A 16088-nucleotide genomic window follows, 5' to 3' on the forward strand; every position below is an offset into this window, starting at 1 on the left:
GTGGGCGTGAGCAAGCACACGCTGTACTCCTGGAAGGCGAAGTACGGCGGGATGGACGCGACGCAGGCGCAGGAGGCCAAGCAGTTGCGCGACGAGAACAACCGGCTGCGCAAGCTGGTGGCGGACCTGTCGCTGGACAAGGAAGCGTTGCAGTCGGTGATCCGAAAAAACGGCTGGAGCTCGTAGTGATGAAGGCAGCTATCGGGCAGATGAGAAACGAGTACGCCTTCACCGAGCGGCGGGCGTGTCGGCTGCTGCTGTTGGCGGCAGGGACGTTTCGTTATCAGTCGCGTCGCGACGACGAGCCACTGCGGACGCGGCTGGTGGATCTGGCGCGGGAGCGGCCGCGGTTCGGCTACCGGCGGCTGCACGTGCTGCTGCCGGGGCGCGGGGCGGGCGTGAACCACAAGCGGCTGCATCGGGTGTACCGGGAGGCGGGGCTGGCGTTGCGGCGCAAGCGGCGGAAACACTGTGTGCGCGTGGGCCGGCCGCTGGTCCAGCGTACCGCGGCCAACCAGGAGTGGGCTCTGGACTTCGTGCACGACGTGGTGGAGTGCGGACGCAAGATCCGGGTGCTGACGGTGGTGGATGCCTACACGCGCGAGTGCCTGGCGCTGGAAGTGGACACCAGCTTCGCCTCGCGGCGGGTGACGCGCGTGCTGGACCAGATCATCGGCGAACGCGGCCGGCCGCAAGTGGTGCGCTGCGACAACGGGCCGGAGCTGACCAGCCGCCACTTCCTCGCCTGGGCCATCGAGCGCGGGATCGAGCTGGTGCACATCCAGCCCGGCAAGCCGGTGCAGAACGGCCGGCTGGAAAGTTTCAACGGGAAGCTGCGGGAAGAGTGTCTGCCGGTGAGCTGGTTTCAGAACCTGTTCGACGCGCGCCGCAAGATCGCGGCCTGGCAGAAGGAGTACAACGAAGAACGCCCGCATAGCAGTCTGGGCTACAGAACACCGAAAGAGTTCGCCGCGCAAAGGGCGAGCTTCAACAGAACTGGAGTGGGGCAAGAGGACTCAAACGCCGTCCCCTTGCCCCACACCCCCATCCCCGCTCACCACGAGGATGGAGTTAACATCAACGTTCGTATTCAGGAGTGTGCGGAGTAAGGGGGCAGGTCATATCAACATTTCGTTCAGCAGTTTTGGAACGGCGGATGCGCAGATTTTTCTTACGACTGCAACACTGACCAACAGGAACGGCCCAGTTAACGGTCAGACGCGTGAAAACTTCTTTGGTGTTCCTACCAACATTGCTGATATCAGCGTCTTTACCATTGCGGACCAAGTTCAAGCATCCAGCGTCGACAAGACGCTACAGAACATCGGTTTTGCAATCGGACAAGTAGCTGCGCATGAGATTGCGGCGCACATCATGGGGGGCGGGACAATTCCGGAGTTTGATAGTCTTGACCTGCTCAAAGAAGGCTGGGACGCAAATAAGCTGCTAGATGATCGCGTCGGCATTTTTCCAGGCGATGCAAAGAGGCTGAATGGCGTATGCAAGAAGTGGCATCCGAAGAAGCCGCCGAATCGTTTGCTGCCGGTCGGTTACTTTGACCTATTGCGGTTATTTCTGATCGCAGGTGATGATGATGGTGGAATGGGCGACCACACGGGGTGGTGTCCGAACTGTCCAGTACCACCGCTACGCATTCGCGGGAAATAACGCGAGATAAGAAGACAAGAGCCAGGCTAATCAACGATGATAAAGGGCGACCATTTTCAGAAGCGGCACTGGCAGCACAGATCACGAGCTGTCGCACTGTTACTGGCGTGCTGTGTTCTGCTTGGTTATTACATCTACTCATTATCGACGAGCGAACCTCCCGTACTCCACTACCGGGCAGACTTTGAATGGGATGCGAGTCGAGGGTTCCTCGGGTTTACGTTAAGCGGCCGCCCGGAGCCGAACAATCCCGTTTGGCTCTTCTTAGTGGAACTGCAAGTTAAGCCCATTCTAACGCGATATCTTCGACAAATCGGGTGGGATCGAATAAACGGTTCAGCTCCGGTCAGCGTGCTAGCCGTTATACCGGTTGCGAAACCTCAGCAGCTTGGGGGCGATGGAGCCGCCTTGGAGGATCCCACTGTTACGCCGCTCATGAAGGCAGCGAAACGTGGAGACCGAGACGCCGTTCGCCACCTGATAACTGAAGGCGGCGTCGCCGTCGACTCAACCGACCAAAGCAGGCGAACAGCTTTGCTCTATGCTCTCTTGTACGGTTGCGCGGACATAGGCGTGGTCCGCACGCTGCTCGCCGCCGGTGCTGACCCGAACTCCAGAGACAGGTCGGGTCGGACACCGCTCTTACTGGCCGTTCGCGAATCCAATCCTGGTATCGTGCGAGTGCTACTCGAAGGAGGCGCGGATCCCAACGTCCAGGATCAACAAGGTTACACCCCTCTTGCGAACGCGCGATATTGGAGGCAGGAAGAAAACGCGCAACTCCTGCAGCAATTCGGTGCAAGATAGACTAGACGTGTCTCGCGGCGAGGCGAATTCCGGCGGGCACATCAGCAACGCGTTTTCTTAGTCAGGTTTGCAGGGCAGGGCCTTCGGCGGGAGTAGATACGTTTTTGCGTAACGTACAGGATCACGGCGATATGCACGCTGCTGGATGGGCTCGTCGGCAGTAGATAATCGCAGCGCGGCTGATTCTGATACAAGCCCTGTGGACCCCCCCCACTGACTCTCGTCTGCGGAGCCTCTGGGATTGAAACGGCAGGAGTTCAGGGAGAGAAGAGCGTGAGGAGAAGGGCTGGCGGATGCGGCGGAAAGAACCTGGGGAGCGGAGCCCCGAGGCCGAAGGCGAGGGGCGGAGCGAGAGCCTTGGGCCGAGGCGATGCAAAACGGCAACGGGGACAGACGTTTGATGCTGGGAAGCGGTAGATACCGGCAGCCGACCATTCAATGCTGCGGCGCAGCCCCGGCAGAAACGCCGGTTCAAGCAACATCAGGCCGGCGCGGAGAAACACCTAGCCCTCAACGGCCGACCTCAGCAGCCGTTTTCGCTCACGCGAAACATCCCGATGTGCTTGATTTTGATTGGTCGGGGAGAGAGGATTTGAACCTCCGACCCCCTGGTCCCGAACCAGGTGCTCTACCAGGCTGAGCCACTCCCCGACACTTGGCAGGAAAAAACGCGGGATGGCATCGCTGCGACCAGCTCGCGACTGATTCCCTCGCGGCGGGCAAACGATGACGTTTGATTATAGCAAAACTGCTTGACTGCGATGTTGTGGTACTGCGAGCGGATGTCCGCGCCTGAAAACAGGTGAGCCGGCGTCATCTCATTGTGCTCGAGTCCTGAGTTCACTCACCTGCAATCCTGACCGGGTCAGCATCCCGCAGAATGCTAGAATAAATGACCTTCTGCCCGCGAATGCGCTTCCGGTGCGGCTGCGAGGACGAGCGCATTCTGGCATTCTTCAGGGACCTGAGCCTTTGGCCGTGAGACCCAGCCAACCCGTTCCGCTCACCTACGCCGATGCCGGCGTGGACATTGAGCGCGCGCAGCGCACCAAGCAGCGCATCAAGTACCTGGCGCACAAGACGTTCACGCGGAACGTGCTCAGCGAGATTGGCGGGTTCGGCGGCATGTTCTCGCTCGACAAGAAAAAATTCCGCGATCCGGTGCTGGTTTCCAGCGTTGACGGCGTCGGCACCAAGCTGAAGCTGGCGTTCGAGCTGAACCTGCACCATACGATCGGCGGCGACCTGGTGAACCACTGCGTGAACGACATTGCCGTGCAGGGCGCGACGCCGCTCTTCTTCATGGACTACTTCGCCACCGGCAAGCTCGACCCCGAGATCGCCGAGAAGGTCGTGACCGGAATCGCTGAAGCGTGCAAGCAGAACGGCGCGGCGCTCATCGGCGGCGAAACGGCTGAGATGCCCGGCTTTTACTCGAACGGCGAGTACGACATCGCCGGATTCATTGTCGGCATAGTCGACCGCGAGCGCATCCTCACCGGCGACGCGGTGCAAGCGGGCGACATACTGGTCGGTCTGCCTTCGACCGGGCTGCACACCAATGGATATTCGCTCGCGCGCAAGCTGCTCTTTCAGGTGGCGCGTTATTCGCCGGAAACTTACGTGAACGAGCTGAGGAACAAGGTCGGCAGCGAGCTGATGCGCACGCACAAGAGCTATTGGCCGCTGCTGCGGCGGCTGCTCGAGGCCGACGCGATCTCAGCCGCGGCGCACATCACCGGCGGCGGAATTACGGAGAACCTGCCGCGCGTGCTGCCCAAAGGGACAGCGGCGCTGGTCGAACGCGGCACCTGGCCCATTCCGCCGATCTTCGAGCATCTGCAGCGCATCGGCTCGATCGAACAGGCCGAGATGTTTCGCACGTTCAACATGGGTATTGGCATGATCCTCGTTGCGCCGAGCAAGAAGTTCAAGAAGGTGCAGGCTGCGCTCGACCGGGCCGGCGAAAAGAGCTACACCATCGGCCGCGTCATCAAGGGCGAGCGCAAGGTCCACTACAGCTAGGTCATCCGGCGAGCTGATCATCCGGCGAGCTGATCATCCCTAGCAGCAGCTGTTTGCGATGGCACTTTCTGTGCCGGACATGAACTCCTCCGCGCCTCCGTGTCTCGGCGGTTAGAATCATTCCGTGAAACGTCTCGGCATTCTGATTTCCGGGCGCGGTTCGAACTTCGAGGCTATCGCCGACTCCGTTGCCGCGGGCCGCATCGCGGCTGAGATCGCGGTGGTGATCTCGAACCGCGCCGACGCCGCCGGCGTTGAAGCGGCGCGACGTCGCGGGCTGAACTCGCTGGTCATTCCATCGAAAGGACGCATTCGCGAGGAGCACGAGCGCGACGTGATTGCCGCGCTCCGGCGGCACAGCGTTGACCTGGTTTGCTTGGCGGGTTACATGCGGCTGCTCTCGCCGGTGTTCGTGAACGCGTTCCCTCAGCGCATCCTGAACATTCACCCCTCGCTGCTGCCCGCGTTTCCCGGCATGGACGCCCAGAAGCAGGCGTTGGAGTACGGCGCACAAGTGTCGGGCTGCACCGTGCACTTCGTGGACGAAAGCCTCGACGGCGGTCCGATCATCGTGCAGCGGCCCGCTCCGGTCTTGCCGGGCGACGACGAGCACACGCTCGCGGCACGCATCCTCGAGCAGGAGCACATCGCTTACACCGAAGCGATCAACATCGTGCTCCACGGCAATTACCGCATCGAGGGGCGGCGCGTGATCGCCGGTAAAGCGCCTGCACCGGCGACTCCGACGCGAGGGTGATTGCTGCTCTCGCCCTCTATAATGAAGAAAACGAAACGAAGAAATCTCATGGCTGAATTTGCTCCCGTCGAGCAGCAACTCGAATACCTGCGCAAAGGCGCGTCGGAGATCATCCGCGAAAACGAACTGCGGGAACGGCTGGAACACTCGCGCAAGAACGGCTCGCCGCTGCGCGTCTATGCCGGCTTCGACCCGACCGCGCCCGACCTGCACCTGGGCCATACTGTCCTGCTGCGGAAGATGAAGCACTTCCAGGACCTGGGGCACACGGTCATCTTCCTGATCGGCGACTTCACCGCCATGATCGGCGACCCGACCGGGCGCAACGTGACGCGTCCGCCGCTGAGCGATGCCGAGATCACCAGGAACGCGCGCACCTACCTCGAGCAGGTGTTCAAGATCCTCAGCCCGGTTAAGACCGAGATCCGGCGCAACAGCGAGTGGTTCAGCAAGTTCAGCGCCGCTGACTTCGTGCGCCTGTCGGCGAAGTACACGGTGTCGCAAATGCTCGAACGCGAAGACTTCCACCAGCGCTTCCAGGAGGAGAAACCGATTGCGCTGCACGAGCTGCTCTATCCGCTGGCGCAGGGCTACGACTCGTATGCGCTCAAGTGCGACGTGCAGCTGGGCGGGAACGACCAGAAGTTCAATCTGCTCGTGAGCCGCGAGATCCAGCGCGCGTACGGCTGCGCGGCGCCGCAGATCGTAATCACCATGCCGCTGCTCGAGGGCACCGACGGCGTGCAGAAAATGTCGAAGTCGTACGGCAACTATATCGGCATCACCGAAGCGCCGCTGGAGATGTACGGCAAGCTCATGTCCATCTCCGACGAGCTGATGTGGCGCTACTGGGAGCTGCTCACCGATACCTCCATGACCGCGATCGAAGGCATGCGCAAGCAGGCGGCGAGCGGCAAGCTGCATCCCATGAAGATCAAGAAGGGGCTGGCAGCGAAGATCGTGGCCGACTTCCACTCGGAAGACGCCGCGAAGCAGGCGTCCGAGGACTGGGAGAAGCAGTTCCAGAAGCGCGAAGTGCCCGAGAGTGTGGAGACGGTAGCGGTGAAGTACGACGACGTCGCTGCGCAGAGCACGAATGGCCATGCGATCAAGCTGGACAAACTTCTTGCCCGCGCGGGACTGGCCGAGTCAGTCAGCGACGGCCTGCGCAAGATCAAGCAGAACGCGGTGCGCGTTGACGGGCAGGTACACGCCCAGCCGGTGATGCCGGTAAAGCTGCCGAGCGAGTTCACGCTGCGCGTGGGGAAGCTGCTGCGCAAAGTCTCGATCTCGTGAACGAAATTCGCCCCCTCCTTCCCGGACGATCATTTCTTCAGTGTCCCGGCCGGCTTCTTACGAACGGCCGCCAAGCCCGTCCGCTGCTGTTCGAAATTTTCAACATTGACGTCCGATTGATGTGAGCGTGTGGGCGGGGCGGCTCACGCCCGGCTCTCTCCTTCGTCCGCACGGGCATGTTGCCGGTGATCGATTACAGGTTAGCACTGCCGTCAGGCGCTCCGGTGGGCGCGACGTAGAAAGTCCCAAATTCTGTGTGCTCTGCCACCCGCAAATCTACGGCTTCCTTCGGCTCCCCGTAGTGTCAGGGGGATGGAACATGGGGGACTTCACAGGTTGTTTCCCGGTCGTGCGAGCAGCAAGAATGTTCTTGAAGAACGCCCCAGGAGGTCGCGCCATGCTGCGTGTCGTTTCTCTTCTGCTCTGGATGGGTCTGGCGGCCTCAGCGCTCGCGCAATCGCAATCATCGCAGCAAACCGGACCCGTTCCGCCTCCACAGCCGCCTGACGTGACACAGCAGCAGCCCGCTTCGAGCGCTGCCTCGGCAGCAACTCCCCCCAGCGCGCAATCAACTCCGGCCGGCACGCAATCAGCGCCCGGCACGGCCGCGCCACAGAGCGACCAGCCGCAACATCCCGCGGTGGGAACGCAGGTCCTGCCGGGCCTTCAAAAGGGCGCAGACACCACGTCGGACGCGAACAAGACCGAGCTCCCGGAGAGCGACCGGCTCGACGCTGAGAGCCAGCGCCTGGAGGCTGACCTAGAGAAAATCGAAGCCAGGCGCCAGATGCTTGAACTGGAGCAGAAGACCGACGATCGCCTGAAAGAGTCGCGTGCGTTGCTCAACGAACTGCTGAACGGCCCGACGAAGATCCCGAACTCCATGCTCAACGGGGCAAAGTGCGTCGTCGTAATTCCCGCTGTGAAAAAGGCTGCCGTCGGCTTCGGCGGAAAGTACGGGCGCGGCGTCATGTCGTGCCGCCTGGGCGACGAATACGATGGAAACTGGAGCGCTCCCTCCATGTACGCGTTGGAAGGCGGAAACTTTGGCTTGCAGATCGGCCTCGAATCGACCGACCTGGTACTGCTGATAATGAACGGCCGCGGCGCTGATTCGCTCCTGGGCAGCAAGTCAAAACTGGGGGGCGATCTCTCGGTTGCAGCCGGGCCCTGGGGCCGGACCGCCGAGGCTTCCACCGATCTTGCCATGCGCGCCAAGATTCTGGCGTACTCGAGAGCGCACGGGATTTTTGCCGGCGTATCGCTCGATGGATCGACGTTGCGACCCGATGAGGACGCCAACACCGCTCTCTACAAGCGGGACCTTTCGGCGCGGCAAATCGTCCGCAGCGGACGGGTACCCATCCCCAGAAACGCGGCGCCCCTGATTCGGCTTCTGAGCGAATCAACCAGCGCAGCCTCAGGCTCGAGCGCGCAAGCCATCGAGCGCAAGTAAACTCTCACTGCAGTGTCCGGTTCCGAGCGCCCGCCGCTCGCCGATACCGCCGCCCTCCAACGCGCGGAAGCGCGAGCCATCTGCCATCGCCCGGCGGTTCCCTTCATTCTTGCGGAGGCGGAAGTTGCGGCGGCGGCGCTGTGCCCGGCTGCGCCGCAGCCGCCTAAAGCGGAAGAGGCGCTGCTTGCCGAGCAGCAGCAACGGATTGACGCATCGCGAGCGGCCTCAGATGCGGCCGCGGTGTCGTCAGGCGGCCGGAGCCGAACTCCACTGCAAACGGCTGCTGACGGCTCGTGACGTTTGCCGGGATTCAGAGGCTTTCGTCACGTACTTGTCTGCTGGCTTCGGCCCTTCAGTAGTCGCTTCCGAACTGCTGCTCAAGAGGATGATCGCCATTTCCGGCCGGATGCGTCGCATTGCCGAGGCCAGAGCAGCTCCGGGCATGGCGGGCATTTCGCAATCAACAATGGCGAGCGACACCGGCTCGCGGCGGACCAGTTCCAGGGCGGTCTTCACGTCACTGGTAGCGGCCACGTCGCATCGGCAGGCCATCAGCACTTCCACCAGCCCCTGCAGGAACACCAGGTCATCGTCCACGCAGAGAACCATGCTCTTGTTCGCCACGTCAGCCATAGCACGCCCCTTCTGACCGGAACTCCCTTGCTCTCCCGTGTCGCCTGCGAGAGCTGCAAGGTGACGATGACTCTGCTCCTGAATCGCGGTTTGAGAAACACGCAGTTGTCGGTAATACGCAGGCCCGAACAATTTCCCGGTCAATCTCCGGACCGCGCCGGAAGGCCGGCAGTTGCCGCTCCCGAAGTTCTCCGGGTGCTCAATGTCGGCCGGATTACCGATTGGAGAAAAGTGCGCAACAGGCTAAACATTCGATCGCGACTTAGGTCACTCACGATGCTGTTGCAATGGGCGCCGCAGACTGATTCTGACTGAGTTGCTCCTGATTGCGCCTTGAATCGCAGGGGCGCGCGCGACAAAGTTTCGCCGCCTGGAGGTCGCAGCATCCAACTTTGCGGGCCCGAACCGGGCGCTCTGCTTCCACTTCGCAGGCGGGCGCTCGTCCGGTGCTCTCGATTTCAGACGGTCCGACTGCCGTTGGCCCGCACCCGAGAGCCGGGTCTAAGGGATTCGGGCATCCGTAGTTCTTCGGGTGCGACATCCCGGAGGCGGCCGTTCTAGTATGCATAAGTCACCGCTACCGAAGGCGCCCGATGCGGATCCGAGTCGTACTGGCCGATGATCATCAGGTTCTAACCGAGGGACTCCGCGGTCTGCTCAGCCCCCGCTGCGAGGTCGTGGGAGTGGCAACCACTGGCCGAGAGCTGGTCGAGATGGTCCATGCCACCACACCCGACGTTGCCATCACCGATGTCTCGATGCCTCTGCTCAACGGCCTCGACGCCATCCGCCAGATTCAGCGCGGCAGCGGCATACGCACAAAGTTCATTCTGCTGACCATGCACGCCGATGTTTCGCTGGTAGTGGAAGCCTTTCGCGCAGGGGCCTCGGCGTACGTGTTGAAGCATTCGGCGAGCAGCGAGCTGGCGGTGGCCATTGATTCGGTCTTGCGCGGACGCGCCTACGTCAGCCCCGCGCTTCCCACCGATGTTCTGACGGTTTTGGCGGAGGCTGCCCGTCACCGCAGCTCGGAGGGCAGCAAATTGACGCGCCGCCAGCGCGAAGTTCTGCAGCTGGTGGCTGAAGGCAAGGCGATGAAGGAAGTCGCCGCGACGCTGGGAATCTCAGTGCGCACGGCGGAGTCCTACAAGTACGAAATCATGCACTCGCTCGGGCTCCACTCCAACGCGGAGCTTGTGCAGTTCGCCATTCGCATCGGCCTTATCACGGTGCAGCCGATCACGCCGGCAGCGTAAGCCCTTGCCGCTTCACCCTGGTTGCCGAACCGGCAACGATGCAAGCACTCAACGCCACCTGCTGGAGTCGATCGGCGGCGGTACGGTCACCAGCGCGAGTTTGATCGCGTGCTGAACAAGCTGCGCGTTCGTCCGCAGGCCCAGCGAACGCATCAGCGTGTACTTGTAGAACTCGACCGTGCGGGTGGAAATTCCAAGCAGCCCGCCGATTTCCTTCATCGTCTTCCCTTCGGCAACGAGCTGCAGCACCTGCCGCTGCCGGCCCGTCGGCTGCCGGCTGTTGCCATGATGGCGCCGCAACTCGTAGCGGACCGTTTCGAGGTTGATCGGCAGCGAACGGCTCAGATATTGGCGGCCGGCAGACACGGTGGAAACCGCCAAATCGAGTTCCAGCGCACTGCACTCCTTCGAAACATAGCCCGATGCTCCCGCCTTGAACGCCGCCAGAATCAGGCTCGGATCACGATGCATGCTCAACACGAGGAACTTCGCGGCGCAGCCCTCCTTGCGCAACTGGTGGATTGCGTCGAGTCCGTTCACCAGCGGCATGGAAATGTCGAGAATGATCACGTCGGGTTTCTTCTCGCGGGCCAGCTTCAGCAGTTCCTGTCCGTCAGAAGCAGCGCCCAGGACGGCACACTGGGGTGACAGCAGGCTTGTCAATCCATCGGCCACGACCGCGTGATCATCCGCGAGCAACACTTTGACGCGCATGTTCGCCTCCTTGTTTCTCGGACGAAGGGCGTGCCAAATCAAATTGCGGTCTCCTGCGGTGGCGCCCGCAGAGCGACAGTCTATCCCACTCTGAACTCTATGGCGTGCGGCTTCGCATAGGGGCTGTTGCTTCCAGGTACGTTCCCCGGTTCGGCGACGATACGACATCCAGCGTGCCGCCGACCGCCCGCATCCGATCACGCATGCTCGCCATTCCAAGATTTCCTGTTTGATCGTCCCGGAAACCAACCCCATCGTCGAGCACGCGCAGAACAATGTTGTCGGCCGACGCTTCCAGGTGCACCACGGTATTGCTCGCCTGGCTGTGCTTGCTGATGTTTTGCAGCGCTTCCTGGGCTATGCGGTAGATGCTGAGCGCCACATCCGGGTCGACGCGCAAGGGAAGGTTGATCTCGGTGAACTGCACGTTCACTCCATCTTCGCTGAACTCCTGGCAGAGGCGGCCCACCGCCGGGCCCAGCCCGATCAGTTCCACGCGGAACGGATGCAGCCCGTGCGAAAGATCGCGAGTGCGCGAAGCCAGTTCGGAAACCTGCGATTCCAGGCGCTCGAGTCGGTTCTTCAATTCCGTTCCCACATGCGGCTGCAGATTGTGCAGCTCCAGCCCGATCATGCACAGCTGCTGCAAAAGGTCGTCATGCAGTTCCTGCGCGATTCGCCTGCGTTCCTGTTCTTGCGCCGTGATCAGCTTGGCGCTCGTCTCACGCAGGCTCTCCTCCGTACGCCGGGTGCTCGCCAATAACCCGCAAAGGACCACCAGCGGAACACTGACCACGATCAGAAGCAGCTGCAGCGACGTAACGTTGGGAGCGACTGCTTCGTTGAAGGCCGGACCGGCCGCGCGGAGAACAAACGTCAGCGAAAGCGCGCAGACCAGCGTCATCGACGTGCCCAGACCGCCGATTCCGAACCGCAGCGCCGCCCACAGCAGCAACGGGAACGGCAGATAGATCAGCACATGCTCTGCAAGCGGAATCGTGGTGGACGAACCAAAGACCGTCACGGTTAAGGCCGCCAGAATCGAGAGGAGCGCCGCCGCCTCGGTGACACGCGCCAGTGACGGCCGGGTCCGCGCTGCTGCCGCTCGTGCGGTCCCCACGATGGCGGGGACGATGGTTACTTGCGCCAGCGCATTCGACAAGAATCGGCTCTGCCAGAGCGTCCAGAAGCGATGTCCCACTCCGGTTGCCAGCACCGCTCCGGTATCCACGAATGATGTGACCAGCGGCGCGATGAAAGCGCCGACCAACAGGAACTCGAGCGTGCCGCGGATACCTTCCAGCGGGGACCGGCTGAATCGCCGCACCAGGAATGCGCCGAGCAGCGCCTCGCCGGTATTGCCTGCGAACCATCCCAGCGAGGTAGCGAAGGGCACGCCGCGCGCCAACTGCATCGAAAAGTGGGCTGGAACCACGGCGGCGAGCGCCAAAGGCCACATGCGGTACGGCATCAACAGCAGCGCACCCAGCAGGATCGCATTCGGTGGCCAATAAATCGAAATCGGAGTACCCGGCGGCGTGAGCGCAAAGCCGAGCTCGGACCCCAGGTAGTATCCGACACCGACCGCTGCCGCTGCCGCAATCTGCAGGTAGACGCTGCTGCCCACCGCCAAACGATCCAGGCGTTCACGCACCCCCGTGACCGTCTTGAGCGAAATGGGTGCTTCACGTGGCCGGCTCATCTGTCCCGAACTCAACTTTCAACAGCTTCGCCTGCTGCTATTCCCGCACCTTCAACCCAACCGCCCGGTGATTCTTCGACGGCCCGCCGGGTTGAAGGTTACCGCGGTCACATGGTCGGGCCCGCCCGGTAACCACTCTGCTCTGCGCCGGTAATCTGGCGGTGACATTGGTCCTGAACTAACGTACGGCCGGTAATGCTGATTCGCGCCATCATTGCCGACGACCACGAGGAGTTTCGCCGGCGAATATATTCCGAATTGGCCCCGCAATTCGACGTCGTTGCTGTCGTCGAATCGGGCGAGGAAGCGTTGCGCGAGGTGAAGCGCCTCCGGCCCGACGTCGCTGTTCTTGACCTCAACATGGGCCCGCTAAACGGTATCGACGTGATTCGAACACTCGTGGCCGAGCAAACGCCCGTCGCCATCGTCGTGGTCAGCGCCGACGCCGATCCTCTTTCCGCCCAAGCGGCGCTCTCATCGGGCGCCGCCGCCTTCGTTGTGAAATCGCGCCTCTCCGACGATCTTAAGACCGCGATCGAGCGAGCGCTCCGCCGCGTGTCGTTCGTTTCCCCTGGCGTGCTCGATGGAGCACCCCACAGCGACCGTCGCTAAAGCCCCATCAGTATCACCCGTCCGTCCCTGGGGCCATAAGCCGTAGAAATACGGTGGCTTTGGCTGCCCGGGAAACGCCGCCTTGCAATCCGTTCCAAACTTCCCTATGCCAGCCCTCCTTCTAACACCCTTGCTACCAATTAGTTACGTCCAGCATACGACACCCGCTTGGCGCGACGGAGCGCACCTCTTCCGCGAATGCGCCATGTTACGCAACTAGGTTCTTGCCGGTGGCTGAATTCCAGGTTGTCCGAAAGCAATCAGCCTGCCAGTGTGATTACTATGATTACAACTGCTGCTGTCCCGTAGCGCCAACGCGGTACTTTCGCGGGTTGCCGATGTAGGAGGTCACACGATAGTTGTCACGTATTTTCTACCTGCTGCATGGCATTTCTGCGGAGTAACGTCCACTGACCTTTTCCGGATACAGAGGGCCTTACCACCGTGCGTAGTCTCAACACCGGCCGCTGAAGTCTCTTTCCGATCGGAGGGCCGGTGCAAAGACCTCGCATCCTTATCGCTGACGAACAAACCCTCATCGTCGAGGCGCTCAGCTCCCTGATCGCCTCTTATGCCCAGGTAGTCGGGATCGCTCAGAATGGCCGCTCGCTGCTCGAGAAGGTTGTAAGGCTGCGGCCTGATGTGGTTCTGCTCGACCTCGCCATGCCGCTACTGACCGGTAGTGACGCTGCCCAGCGCGCAAAAGAAGAAGTACCTTCGGCGAAGTTTATCGTGCTGACGGCGATCGAGGATCCGCGCATTGCCGCGTCGGCGCTGCGCACATGGGCTTCGGGATATGTGCTCAAGCGCTCGTCAGCCGCGGAGCTTCAGAGCGCGATGAGCGACGTGCTCCGCGGGCACTCCTATGTCACTCCGCGAATGGTGATCGCACTCGAGCAGCAGTTCATTCGCGATCCAAACCTCAAGCCGCACGGTCTTACCGTTCGCCAGCGCGAGGTGGTCCAACTGCTTGCTGAAGGACGGACCATGAAGGAGGCGGCGAGCATTCTTCAAATCACCCCGCGTACCATCGCGTTTCACAAGTACCGCGTCATGGAGGAGTTCAGACTGCATTCCACGTCGGACCTCGTCCGATTTGCGATTCGCGAGCACATGATCGCGGTTTCGGCGCATTCTTGAAGCGGGCGGGCGCTTCTAGGAAGAGTTCCCATGAAGCTGGACATCTCACTGCCGCTTACTCCTCGTGCGATCGCGACGCGGCTTGCAGGGCTCTACATTCTCTTGTCTGCCCTGTGGGTGTCCCTGTCCGACTGGATCCTGCACGGTCTCTATTTTTTTCGAAGCGCCGCGCATCCTGTGGACACTAGAGCTTGCCAAGGGCTTGATCTGCGTCTCGCAATGATTGACGACGTGCTCTTCAAACGGAAAGCGAGCCGAAAACCTCAGGCTGCCCTTCGCTCGTAGGCGCCCGTTTTGGTTGACTCGCGGAGGTCCGCCTCGATCCTTGACGGCAGCGCCCGGACCCAATCATCGATGTCGCTGGAGAGCGCAACTACTCCGGTGCGCAGATGCATGTTCGGCCGGCGAACCGGAAGACCCCTAAGCTCCCAACGCTGCACGGTTCGCACACCTCTCCCGAGATACTGGGCTATCTGTTTCCACCCGTTGAGCACCATCATGGGAAACCTCGCTGTGGCTGGTTCAGGACGCATGTTCCGAGTTACAGCCCTGCTGCGGGGTCCGTCAACTCGTAAAACTACGTACCCGGCGGATAACCCAAAGCTATCGAAGTCGCTGAACGTAAGGCTGGGCGTGGATCGAAACTGCCTCAACGGATCACCTCGAAACCGACCATGTCCTTGCCGTACAGGCAGTTAGGAAATGGCTGAGCGCAAACCGCGAGCAACGCGCCGGCCAGCCATCCAACGAGCGATTGCCGACCGCCCATGGTGCTGACCAGGAGCGGCAACGTGATGAATGGCCCTATCCCGGCCATCTGCACCACGTTCGCCACACATACTCCAGCGCGCGATGCGCCGTCAGCCGTGCTTCAGGTGAAGGAATGGCCTTCGCGTACGGCAATATCTGTGGGCTATTGCAGGCGGTGAACGCGCAGGCCTGGTCGCGCTACGGCAACGGCGCGCTGTCCGCGGACAGCCTCGCCGGCAAGGGACGGTACCCGCTGCGGGTGCGCACGCGATACTTGCTCAGCGCCGGCCCCTTCAGCTTCACCGTAATGGCGCGCCATCCGCGGTTCGGGTTCGGTTGCGGGTAGTAGCTGAGCGAGTAGAGATGCGCGAGGTCGTCGCGGATGGACGCGAAGGCGTCGCGCTGGTCCTTCCAGTTACGCGCGAAGTACGCCTTGCCGCCGGTGGCGGCGCTCATGCGCTCGAACACCGCGCTCGAGGCCGGATCCTGCTTGGCCTCGCGCGTGCTGATCATGTAGATGGGGATTCCTTCCGACTGCGCCAGTTCGCCCACGTCTTCCGGCGCGACCATGCTCGAGTTGTCCGGCCCGTTGGAAAACACGACGACGACCTTGCGCCCGGTGTACTGGCTCGCGTCCTTCAGGGTAAGCAGCAGCGCGTTGTACAGCGCGGCATTGTCGCCCGCCGTCGTCGAGCGCGCGCCATGCAGCACCGTGCCTCGGTCCGGCGTGAGCAGCGCATCGCGCGATAGGTCGCGGCTGTAGGAGTAGAACGCCACGCGGTCCGGGCCCTGCAGCGAGCGCACGAATTCGGCGATCGCGTCCTGCGCGAACACGAAGCCGCGATACATGTAGTTGCTCTTGTCGAAGAGGATAAAAACGCTCGCGCCTGCCATGGCGTCGCTGAGCGTGGGCGTGGTGGCGGCGGCTTGCGTGATGGCGTCGGCGCGTGAAGAGCGCGCGGTCAGCCTGGCGCCGCCTTCGCTGCGGTCAATATCGGCCACGCGGCGCGCTGCCTCGTCGCCCTCGGCGAATGTCGCGAGCGTCTGCGGAATATTGTCTTCGCTCACCGCGAAGTCCCACGGACGCAGCCCCGTCACGTAGTCGCCCTTGCTGTCGGTCACCGCCACATTCAGCTGCACCATGTCCACTTCCACGCGGATGCTGGTGCGCGGGCCTTGCGCCCGCGATGCGACCGGATCGGTCAACAGCCCCGGCGACAACAACACGAGAACGATCGCGATGCTTCTCTTGTTCATGAGTCACTCTGTCCG

Annotated in this window: 14 protein-coding genes, 1 tRNA gene and 1 pseudogene; 10 read left to right on the forward strand and 6 right to left on the reverse strand. The window is 62.0% G+C overall.

The genetic code is table 11. The features are described 5' to 3' along the window. Both VFA60_12765 and VFA60_12770 read left to right on the forward strand, forming a co-directional pair. Nucleotides 1-974 (forward strand): annotated as a pseudogene (locus VFA60_12765) (IS3 family transposase). Nucleotides 975-1098: 124 nt separating this feature from the next. Continuing rightward, nucleotides 1099-1668: a hypothetical protein gene (locus tag VFA60_12770; protein ID HZQ92661.1), complete on the forward strand. Its 570-nt coding sequence runs from the start codon at nucleotides 1099-1101 to the stop codon at nucleotides 1666-1668. A 1381-nt stretch (nucleotides 1669-3049) separates the two neighbouring features. Here the strand turns inward: VFA60_12770 and VFA60_12775 are convergent. Beyond that, a tRNA-Pro gene (locus VFA60_12775) sits at nucleotides 3050-3126 on the reverse strand. A 327-nt stretch (nucleotides 3127-3453) separates the two neighbouring features. Here VFA60_12775 and purM point away from each other — a divergent pair. From purM to VFA60_12795, 4 genes are all read left to right on the forward strand, one after another. Then, entirely contained in the window at nucleotides 3454-4500 is a 1047-nt protein-coding gene (purM, locus tag VFA60_12780) for a phosphoribosylformylglycinamidine cyclo-ligase (protein HZQ92662.1), read from the forward strand. Nucleotides 4501-4624: 124 nt separating this feature from the next. Then, complete coding sequence (gene purN / locus VFA60_12785) at nucleotides 4625-5257, forward strand: phosphoribosylglycinamide formyltransferase (GenBank protein HZQ92663.1); 633 nt, start codon at nucleotides 4625-4627, stop codon at nucleotides 5255-5257. 48 nt (nucleotides 5258-5305) lie between these two features. Further along, nucleotides 5306-6553, forward strand: a complete 1248-nt coding sequence (tyrS, locus tag VFA60_12790) for a tyrosine--tRNA ligase (protein ID HZQ92664.1) — start codon at nucleotides 5306-5308, stop codon at nucleotides 6551-6553. Between the two features lie 397 nt (nucleotides 6554-6950). Next, nucleotides 6951-8009 (forward strand): lipid-binding SYLF domain-containing protein, encoded by a 1059-nt coding sequence (locus VFA60_12795; GenBank protein HZQ92665.1) that lies wholly within the window; start codon nucleotides 6951-6953, stop codon nucleotides 8007-8009. Nucleotides 8010-8255: 246 nt separating this feature from the next. Here VFA60_12795 and VFA60_12800 read toward each other — a convergent pair whose 3' ends face one another. Continuing rightward, entirely contained in the window at nucleotides 8256-8642 is a 387-nt protein-coding gene (locus VFA60_12800; GenBank protein HZQ92666.1) for a response regulator, read from the reverse strand. A gap of 593 nt (nucleotides 8643-9235) precedes the next feature. On the opposite strand from VFA60_12800, the gene VFA60_12805 reads away from it, so the two are divergent. Then, complete coding sequence (locus tag VFA60_12805) at nucleotides 9236-9898, forward strand: response regulator transcription factor (protein ID HZQ92667.1); 663 nt, start codon at nucleotides 9236-9238, stop codon at nucleotides 9896-9898. Nucleotides 9899-9946: 48 nt separating this feature from the next. On the opposite strand, the gene VFA60_12810 is transcribed toward VFA60_12805, so the two are convergent. Both VFA60_12810 and VFA60_12815 read right to left on the reverse strand, forming a co-directional pair. Next, complete coding sequence (locus VFA60_12810) at nucleotides 9947-10612, reverse strand: response regulator transcription factor (GenBank protein ID HZQ92668.1); 666 nt, start codon at nucleotides 10610-10612, stop codon at nucleotides 9947-9949. A gap of 97 nt (nucleotides 10613-10709) precedes the next feature. Then, the gene (locus tag VFA60_12815) at nucleotides 10710-12239 is read right to left on the reverse strand and encodes an MASE1 domain-containing protein (GenBank protein ID HZQ92669.1); all 1530 of its coding nucleotides are present in this window, start codon (nucleotides 12237-12239) and stop codon (nucleotides 10710-10712) included. A gap of 270 nt (nucleotides 12240-12509) precedes the next feature. Between VFA60_12815 and VFA60_12820 the strand changes: the two genes are divergently transcribed. The 3 genes from VFA60_12820 (at nucleotide 12510) to VFA60_12830 (ending at nucleotide 14351) form a co-directional block, all read left to right on the forward strand. Further along, nucleotides 12510-12926, forward strand: a complete 417-nt coding sequence (locus VFA60_12820) for a response regulator transcription factor (protein HZQ92670.1) — start codon at nucleotides 12510-12512, stop codon at nucleotides 12924-12926. A gap of 495 nt (nucleotides 12927-13421) precedes the next feature. Continuing rightward, nucleotides 13422-14066 (forward strand): response regulator transcription factor, encoded by a 645-nt coding sequence (locus tag VFA60_12825; protein ID HZQ92671.1) that lies wholly within the window; start codon nucleotides 13422-13424, stop codon nucleotides 14064-14066. 30 nt (nucleotides 14067-14096) lie between these two features. Then, nucleotides 14097-14351, forward strand: coding sequence for a hypothetical protein (locus tag VFA60_12830; GenBank protein HZQ92672.1), 255 nt, complete (start codon nucleotides 14097-14099; stop codon nucleotides 14349-14351). A 364-nt stretch (nucleotides 14352-14715) separates the two neighbouring features. On the opposite strand, the gene VFA60_12835 is transcribed toward VFA60_12830, so the two are convergent. After that, nucleotides 14716-14901, reverse strand: a complete 186-nt coding sequence (locus VFA60_12835; GenBank protein ID HZQ92673.1) for a hypothetical protein — start codon at nucleotides 14899-14901, stop codon at nucleotides 14716-14718. 113 nt (nucleotides 14902-15014) lie between these two features. Then, complete coding sequence (locus VFA60_12840; protein ID HZQ92674.1) at nucleotides 15015-16073, reverse strand: VWA domain-containing protein; 1059 nt, start codon at nucleotides 16071-16073, stop codon at nucleotides 15015-15017. Nucleotides 16074-16088 lie beyond the last annotated feature (15 nt).

The organism is Terriglobales bacterium, assembly GCA_035651995.1.
Classification (GTDB): domain Bacteria; phylum Acidobacteriota; class Terriglobia; order Terriglobales; family Acidobacteriaceae; genus DASRER01.